Source organism: Pseudovibrio sp. POLY-S9 (assembly GCF_001431305.1).
Lineage (GTDB): Bacteria > Pseudomonadota > Alphaproteobacteria > Rhizobiales > Stappiaceae > Pseudovibrio.
On the sequence record NZ_LCWX01000237.1, the window covers coordinates 25229 to 33436 of the forward strand.

The following is an 8208-nucleotide window of genomic DNA, read 5'->3' on the forward strand; positions in this document are numbered from 1 at the left end:
TCAGACTGAAAGCGATGACGGAAATGACGTGCTTTATGGTGGTCGCGGCAACGATACCATCTTTGGTGGTGCTGGTGACGACATCCTTGATGGCGGCGACGGCGACGACACACTGATGGGTCAAGATGGTGTTGACATCTTCCGCGGTGGTGACGGCGTTGACACAGTGGACTACAGCCATGAGAGTCCGTTCCAGCTGCTTGTCAACCTTGAGACCAATGTTGCCAGCGGTGGTACTGCATCAGGTGACACGTTCTATAGCATTGAAAATCTGATCGGCTCTGATGACCGTATTGACCGCTTCATAGGTACAGACGACAACAACCATTTCTGGGGTCGTGGTGGCGGCGATGTCTTCAACGGCGGCGGCGGCGATGACATCCTCGACGGCGGCAACGACGGTGACCTGCTGTATGGTGATGAAGGCAATGATACGCTCATCGGCGGTTCCGGTCAGGATTATCTTGACGGTGGCGAAGGCATCGACACAGTCGTTTACTCTGGAAGTTCTGAGGGAGTGACGGTTGACCTTGCCAACGGCACAGCACGCGGTGGTGACGCAGATGGTCCAGTCCAGATTGTAGGACGAGGCACAGTCATCAGGCATGATATCATCGTTGACGTTGAAAACGTTGTTGGCTCTTTCTTCGATGATCACCTCATTGGCAACGACCAGACAAACGAACTCTCTGGCGGTTCAGGTAACGACATTCTGACCGGTGGCGAAGGTGCTGACATCCTGAACGGTGGTCGCGGCAGTGATACTGCGGACTATTCCGTCGCAACCAGCGGTGTCAATCTCAATCTGGGACGCGGCAAGTCAGAAGGTGACACTTACATCTCGATCGAGAACCTCTCAGGTTCTGGACATAATGATCGCATGAAGGGTGATAACGCTGCTAACACCTTGACTGGTCAGGGTGGCAACGATGTTCTTCGTGGTGGCAAAGGCGATGATGTCCTCTTCGGCGACTTCGCTGATCAAGGTGAACCTATCCCACGCCCAGGCATGGGTACAGGGTACGCGACGCTTGGTTCGGATGCGACGAACAACTCAATCGCGACTGCATTCGATATCTCCAATAACTTTTCTCTGACAGAAGATCCTGACATCTTCGATTCAACAACTGTTCTTCATACAACAGTTAATGCGACCGGAAATGGTCAGGGTGGATACTATGGTATCGAGCTTGCTGCAGGTACGACTATTACCGTCGACATCGACGGTATTGCAGATCCAAACGTCCATGACAGCTGGGTCAGACTGCTCGATGCTGATGGAAATATTGTCACCCAGAACGATGATGGTGGCGGAGATCCCGGCTCTACAAGCAACCGTGATTCAAGCATAGTCTTCGTTGTTGAAGAAACCGGTACCTACTACATTCTGGAGGGTGCATGGTCACCGGACGTTCCAGGTGATGGTTGGTCAGAAGCAGTGCCAGAGGGTTCAACATACAAACTCAACGTATCCGTTGAATTCCCACCTGAGCCAATTCAGCCGGGTGAAGCTGGTAATGATAAGCTCTACGGCGGAAAAGGTAGTGACTTCCTTGACGGCGGCCTAGGTGCTGACATTCTGGTTGGTGGTGCTGGTGAAGATTCCTTCCGCTTCTCAACAGAGCTTGGCAACGACAATGTCGACAAGATCAAAGACTTCAGTGTTGGTGAGGATCTGATCCTTCTCGACAATGGGATCTTTGCTGAACTGGGCGGCACTGGCGCTCTTGATCTGACTGCATTCCACATGAGTGCTGCAGGTGTTAGCCAGGATGCTGCTGACCGCATCATCTACGATACCGACAGCGGTGCTCTGTTGTATGATGCAGATGGTTCAGGAGACATTGGTGCAATTCAGTTTGCACAGCTGAAGACTGGTCTGTCACTTTCTGCAGATGACTTCGTTATCGTCTGATAACTTACTGGAGGGGGGCTCTCTTGCTCCCCTCCTGCTATCTTTATGCACCTAAACTGTTCTGATGACGCAATCCGATGGGGAAAAGAATGAAGCCTCTGATCAATCGTAGTGCAGCTTTGTTGGCAGCCGGTCTACTGGCCGCTGGAACCGATGCGTTCTCTAAGACCACCGAAGCACAAGCATCAGACATTCGCGGCACCCTTACGTTCGCAGGCGATACAGAAATTCCCAAGGGCCAAATCAAAATCTACATTGAAGACACTGCCATCAAAGACAGTACACGAGAACTCACCATCCAGACCCATCTCAATAGCTCAGGCAAATCAAAAGCCATTGACTTTTCCGTCGCTCGCCCCTCAAACGTTCAGGCGTCACCAACACTCCGGATCATAGCCCAACTACAACGTCCCGACGGCTGGCTCCTCGCCCAAGGCAGCACGAAGATGAAGACCGGCCAGTCATTGGACATCATGCTTTACAGAGCTATGTATTGATGTAACAATATATTTAAATAAACGGATAGCATCACAGAAGAGTTGGTAAGTTGTCGTAGTTTTAATAGTTCTAAATTTTCCGATCACAGTTACGTACGCATAGTCTAAATTACTAACCTTTTATAAATTACTCCGCTAAGTTGATGCATTGATGCAATGGACATCTTGTCTGTAAACTCAACGCCGTTTCTCCGGGTACTCTTGCAGTAAACTTTTCTTCTGATTTGCACCGGGCATCGGTCATGGACAGAGATCCAGTTAAACTCCAGATTGTTTCACTCTTTTGGCTTTTTAAAGAAACTTCCACACTGTCAGAAAAGAATGCATCGTGAATCTTATGTTGTGGTAATGAGGCTCGAAGAAAGAAAACGCCTCTATTTGTAACGAGAGTTCCGGTTGGTTGTTGTCCTAGAAAGTCTGCTGCTTGCTTGAGAGGTGAGATAGCTACGGGCTTGATTAGAAATTGCGGCCAGATGCCAAGCTGCAAAGTGATGACAAGAACCAAAGCAGGTTTTGCCCACCAGTCAGCAGAACACACCAACCAAATCACCAACAGAATTGCAGGTAGGAGCACGTGGCGGAGGTTTTCGGGGTTTTGGGCAAGTAGTGTCCAGAGTACGGCAGCAGCTGCTGCTATCAGCAAGGGTGTGAGCTTGGGGCGGGTTAGGAAAGCAAGGGCAGCTATGAGGAGAAGTAAGAGCAAGCTTGCGAGAGCTATGGGTTCTTTTTCAAAGGCATCCAACCAGCCTTCACGTTCGAAGGTTTGCTCAAACGATGTGTTACCCCAAACAGTGAAATGACCTTCGGTGAACCGCAGCGCTTCAATCAAGTAAGCCTCGCCTTCCAGCAGGAATACTCCTCCGAAGAATATGAGCAGTATGCCCGCACTTGCTATAAAGAGCTTTGTGCGGGCATCTTTTTTCAAATACCATTCAGTGATTAAGGCCAGAGCAACTGGAACAATGAAAGATGGCCGGCAGGCTAGGGCAAACCCTGCAAAGCACCCTGCCCTGATGTGTTTGCCTCTACCCATAAAAGCCAAGGCTGCAAGAAAGAATGCAATACCTGTTGCATCACTCATCATACTTAATGCGACAAGCGGAAGGAAAGGCTGCGTCAAAACTGCGAAGAAGGCCAGCAGCACACCTCTATGAGATGCTCCCCAGGCTTGGGTAGTCCATGCTGCAAGAGGAGGTAAAGACAGTGCAGAAAATAGGCTCAGGTAGAAGACTGCTTGCTTCGCACTCAAGCCGATCAAAACAAGCAGTTTGCTCAGCACTATAAATCCCGGATACCCCGGAAAATGTGGCCTGAACTCAAGCACACTGAAGCGAACTGTGCCATTAACAAAGAAATAGGCGTCATCACTTGGGATGCTTGGTGTGTGGCGGAGCAACCAAATAGATAAAGTCACGTAGCAAAAGAGAGCTGCGCCCCAGCCAAGTCGCAACATACTAGTTTGCCAACGCCTTTAAGATGTCCTCAACAGCTGCATTGTAAGCGGCAGGATCTGCTTCTCGCTTACCAACCCCAAACACGCCAGGATTCCCAATGGCTTCAAGTGCTTGGCGAAGGCTTTCATCTACAGCTTGACGTCGTTTGCCTGGTAACTCCCCTGCCATGGCATCGAAGAAGCGTTTTGATTTGACAACAAGAACTTTAGCGGTCTGATAGTCCTTCAAGTTTTCGGAACCTGCTTGCAAACGACGGGTAATCTCCGCAACAAAAACGCGATTGATAGCAACTGCGATTGTCGCTGTATCTTGAGAGGCTAAGGCCTTTTCAAATGCTTCAGTGAGCCCGCTGTCATAATCAGTCGTCAAATAAGCAAGTTCCTCTGAGATCTCGTTGGCAGCTAACTTCGCTGCTTCAAAGTCCCAGGCGTTCACAGCTTTATAGATGGCTTCCCGCGCATCAATCAGAGGTTCCTTGCCAGCAGCAGCATAAGAGTAAGCATGCGCCTGATCAGTAATAAGCAAAGACATAAGCAATGCATAAAATATTCTCACCACGACTGGTCTCCTAAGCCACACTTTCCGTTTCTATAACGGTTCTTTCACTACGATGCTCATAGATGGTAGTGCGCTGATCCTTTTCGCTAATCAACGCATCAGCAGCCATCTGCCCCATCTCCATAGAGGTGTCTGTGAAGATGTAGCGGAAGGTACCTTGCCGCCCACACTGGATCAGATTTTGAAACTGATTGAGGTGGGCAATTGCGTTAGCACGGTTCTTCTCATATCCCACTGTCATCAGCGGATAGGCTTGCCGCTGATAAGTAGAGAAGAATTCACCTGTGGCTGCTGCGCTATTGATGCCAAGCTTATTCAAGACACCACACGCTTGAGCAAACATCTGTTGGTTGTCCATCTCCCACAGCCCGCTCCCCGGATCACATGGGATCTCTAACATCGCAGAGGTGTGCCCTTTGGGAGCCATGAACGGCGAGCGTCGTTTTGGCTCCTGCAATCGCGTTGCTATTATGTCGGGATCTGACAGATACTGCCATGTGCACTCTGAGAGGTTGTCCATTTCAAGAGGCATATTAAAGAACCGCAATCCTCTGAATGTTAACGCACTCTCGCCACCTGTCATGTTCACCATGTAAGGCAAAGAGAGCGTAGAGAGCACAGCATCTGCCGGGTAGGACAAGCCCCCCGCTTTCACGGCACTAATTCTATTTGCCGCGAAGTCAAAACCATCGACAGCTGCATCAAAGACAATCTCGCCGCCAAGCGCTTCAACCTTTTGGGCCATGCGCTCAAAAATGGAACCAAATCCATGCTTAGGGTAGCGATAGTTTCTGGCGTAAGTACGCGGAGTGTCGCTCCCGATTGGCAAAAGGCGTTTGGCAACATCTTTCAAGTCCAACAGACTTATGCGCTGACCAGCCCAGTCTGCGGACAGGTCGACCGGATCAATACCCCAGAGTTTAGCTGTGTATCCTTCAAAGAAATTTTTGTAGAGCGTCTTACCAAACCGACTGGTAATCCAAGTTGCGAAGTTATCGTCCTTGGGCTTACCGAATGGCAGAAGTGCCAAGTCTTTTACCGCACCAACCAATAATGAGGTTGGCGCCGTTTTCAGGATGTTGCCCATGGCTAATGGATAATCGTAGGTACGATCCTGAAAGCGAATGACGCTTTTGCGTTGGCTGGTCAACAGGTCATCGCCAACCAGCTCTTCGACCAATTTTAGCAGTTGTGAGTTGTGAGTGATAAAGCGGTGGCCGCCGTAGTCAAAGCGATAGGTCCCATGGCGACCTTCAAACGTTGTTGTACCGCTTTGGCCCCCCTCTTTTGAAGCCTGTTCAAGCACGGTGACCTGAATACCAGCATCCAGCAAGCGGATTGCTGCTGTCAGACCAGCAGGCCCCGCCCCCAACACCAAAACATGTTCAGGCTTTTTGAGCATAGCCGCGGCTCCAGAAACTTAGGAATAGTCCAAGATAAAGCGCCCAGCTTGTAAACTGGATTAGCGTTGGAGATGCGTTATATCCGAACAACGCCCGCATGAAAGTGCCAATGGTGCCCTGATCATCCAAAATAAACGAGATGTTGAAGATCTGCTCCATCAAAATCGGAACAACATCAATCGCCTGCAGCATATTGATGGCAGACGAGAACAAGCCGGCTGCGATGATAATGATCAGCAAGCTGGTGTACTTGAAGAACGGAGCAATAGGAATTTCGCGGGTGCCGCGCATCATAATCCAAACTAGCAGGATGGATGCAACGAGACCGATAGTTGCCCCAATCAGACCGTTCTCCAATGTCACGCCCTGCCCTGAATACATGAGAGCAGAGAAAAACAATACGGTCTCAAACCCTTCTCGCAGCACCGCAATGAACGCAAGAAACACCTTGCCCCACAGGTTGCCGGAGGAGATGTGGAACTCCAGCTTCTTTTTGACATTGTCGACCTGCGCCTTGGCCTGCTTGTGCATCCAGATCGCCATGTAGCTCAGTACCAGCGTGGCAAAGAGCAGAATGAAGATCATCAGCAGGTGCTGATAGTGTTGATTGGAAAACTGGTCAATCACCACCTGGAAAACAAAGGCCAACGCCAGTGATACGATCAACCCAAGTACAACACCAAGATAGACGTATTTGTTGAAATGCCGCACACCAAGTTTGTGCATATAAGACAGGATGATGCCAACCAACAGAAAGGCTTCCAGCCCTTCGCGAAATGTGATCAGAAAACTGGCAAACATTATGGCCGCTCCAGTGTTTGAGTAAGTTCAGCCATAACAACAGCTTCTGGATTTGGTAGATCTGGGTAGGATTGGCGTACTGCATCGGTCACCCACTGCGGATAGATGCGGAACATCATCTTTACTTCCACGCTGAGCGGATAAGTAGCTTCTTTTGGCAATGCAAAGGCTTCATCCCGATAACCATTCGCTGGGATCTTGGTATCTTTCAGCATTTTTTCATAACGCCAGAAGAGCAGGCCGACGGGCTTGCCATCCTTGTCGCCAAAGACCTTCTGGAACATACGAGTATCGGTTGGTACGACGCCCTTATCATCCATCTTGCCATCTTCCAGAATAACCTTGCCACTTGCGTCTTTCACGGTCACATCCAGCCAAAGCTGCCGGAAGTCAGCAACACCGGTTGGCAAGGCATGCCCTGCTCCAACATTTTTGACACGAACGATCAGTTTCCCGTTTTCGTCGATGTGGCTTTCCAACTCAGCAGCAGTTCGCAAAAGCTCAATGCTCATGTCTGAGAGCTTCTTATTGCGCAGGCCGACAAGATGGTGGTTGGCACCCGTGAATTGATGTGTCACCACATTCTCTTTCACCTTGCCCCCATCTGTAGAAATGCCCGGGACATTCTCACCGATTTTCTGCACGTCTGCCATCATGTGACAACTAATACAAGTGCGGTTCTTGGAGGGATCAGCTGGATTGTTGTAGGAGGATTTTTCCCACTCACCGTAGGTGTTCACGATGACACTACCTGTGCCTGGAGCCACCTCATTATGGCAGGTGCTACACAAAGCAGAATCCTTGTAAAATGGCTGAGAGTACGACTTTGCATGCACTTCGGGCTTGGCGTTGATCTGACGGTTACCCACCCAGTGCAGCAGTGCATTGTCGTTGTCTTCAAAGATATACTTTTCTCTATCTTTCACATTGACGGTAAAGCTGGCGTTGGTACCTGCTGTCTGCCCCATGGCTGCTTCAATACGAGTGATACGATGGCAGAATAAGCAGCCCGTGCCTTCATCTGAATCCGGTACGCCCGTCTCAAGGGCTTCAAAGAGACTGGCGCCGCCTTTCTCAAACATATGTCCTTCTTGCGGAACCGCCTTTGGCTCGGTGAACTGTTCTTGCGGCTCATGACAGCCAAGGCACCATTTGCCGAAGTCCTTACCTTCCGTCTGTTCTGCAACGGATTTCACGACCATGAAGTATGGGTTAGATTCTCCCATCAGACGGTGGTTTGAATCTGCCCATTGCTCAAACATGTCAGAATGGCAGGATGCACAGGCGGCTGAGTTCACCCAATCCTTCTCATGTAGAACCTTACGATCATCATCAAGGCGTATCCAACTTGCATTCAGCGGTAAGTTTCCACGTGACGTGATGAAAGCTTGCAGAGCCTCCATATCGCGTTTGACCGGTTCTGATGGTTCATCTGGATTGATCTGTAAGGCTCCATCACGGTCGTCATGGCCCATACCACCTTGCGTTTTTTGCATGATGCGCAAGTAGTCGCCGATGAAGTTACCGGAGATCATATTGTTTAAGTTGTCGTGACCAATCGTGGCACGGTCAAACTTTTT

The 8208-nt window shown here is 49.8% G+C and carries 7 protein-coding genes; 2 read left to right on the forward strand and 5 right to left on the reverse strand.

Going from position 1 to position 8208, the window contains the following annotated elements; genetic code table 11:
* Both PPL9_RS33660 and PPL9_RS24280 read left to right on the forward strand, forming a co-directional pair.
* Positions 1–1915, forward strand: a 1915-nt coding sequence (locus PPL9_RS33660) for a calcium-binding protein (RefSeq protein ID WP_208989596.1), incomplete at its 5' end; no start/stop codon positions are given.
* A gap of 89 nt (positions 1916–2004) precedes the next feature.
* Complete coding sequence (locus tag PPL9_RS24280; RefSeq protein WP_057465133.1) at positions 2005–2412, forward strand: hypothetical protein; 408 nt, start codon at positions 2005–2007, stop codon at positions 2410–2412.
* 127 nt (positions 2413–2539) lie between these two features.
* Here PPL9_RS24280 and PPL9_RS24285 read toward each other — a convergent pair whose 3' ends face one another.
* The 5 genes from PPL9_RS24285 to PPL9_RS33665 form a co-directional block, all read right to left on the reverse strand.
* On the reverse strand, positions 2540–3865 hold the full coding sequence (locus PPL9_RS24285; RefSeq protein ID WP_057465134.1) for a hypothetical protein: 1326 nt from the start codon (positions 3863–3865) through the stop codon (positions 2540–2542).
* Position 3866: 1 nt separating this feature from the next.
* Positions 3867–4424, reverse strand: coding sequence for a hypothetical protein (locus PPL9_RS24290; RefSeq protein WP_057465135.1), 558 nt, complete (start codon positions 4422–4424; stop codon positions 3867–3869).
* Between the two features lie 10 nt (positions 4425–4434).
* Positions 4435–5826 (reverse strand): FAD-dependent oxidoreductase, encoded by a 1392-nt coding sequence (locus PPL9_RS24295; RefSeq protein ID WP_057465136.1) that lies wholly within the window; start codon positions 5824–5826, stop codon positions 4435–4437.
* Positions 5810–6628 carry an FTR1 family protein gene (locus PPL9_RS24300; RefSeq protein ID WP_057465137.1) on the reverse strand — a complete coding sequence of 273 codons (819 nt, stop codon included), beginning with the start codon at positions 6626–6628 and terminating at the stop codon, positions 5810–5812. Before PPL9_RS24300 ends, PPL9_RS24295 begins: the two co-directional genes overlap by 17 nt.
* The coding region (locus tag PPL9_RS33665) for a multiheme c-type cytochrome (RefSeq protein WP_208989597.1) at positions 6628–8208 on the reverse strand (1581 nt) is incomplete at its 5' end. The genes PPL9_RS24300 and PPL9_RS33665, both read right to left, overlap by 1 nt.

Coding starts and splice junctions, on each gene's coding strand:
- PPL9_RS24280 (WP_057465133.1), top strand. CDS start 2,005: ATGAAGCCTCTGATCAATCGTAGTGCAGCTTTGTTGGCAGCCGGTCTA.
- PPL9_RS24300 (WP_057465137.1), bottom strand. CDS start 6,628: ATGTTTGCCAGTTTTCTGATCACATTTCGCGAAGGGCTGGAAGCCTTT.
- PPL9_RS24285 (WP_057465134.1), bottom strand. CDS start 3,865: ATGTTGCGACTTGGCTGGGGCGCAGCTCTCTTTTGCTACGTGACTTTA.
- PPL9_RS24295 (WP_057465136.1), bottom strand. CDS start 5,826: ATGCTCAAAAAGCCTGAACATGTTTTGGTGTTGGGGGCGGGGCCTGCT.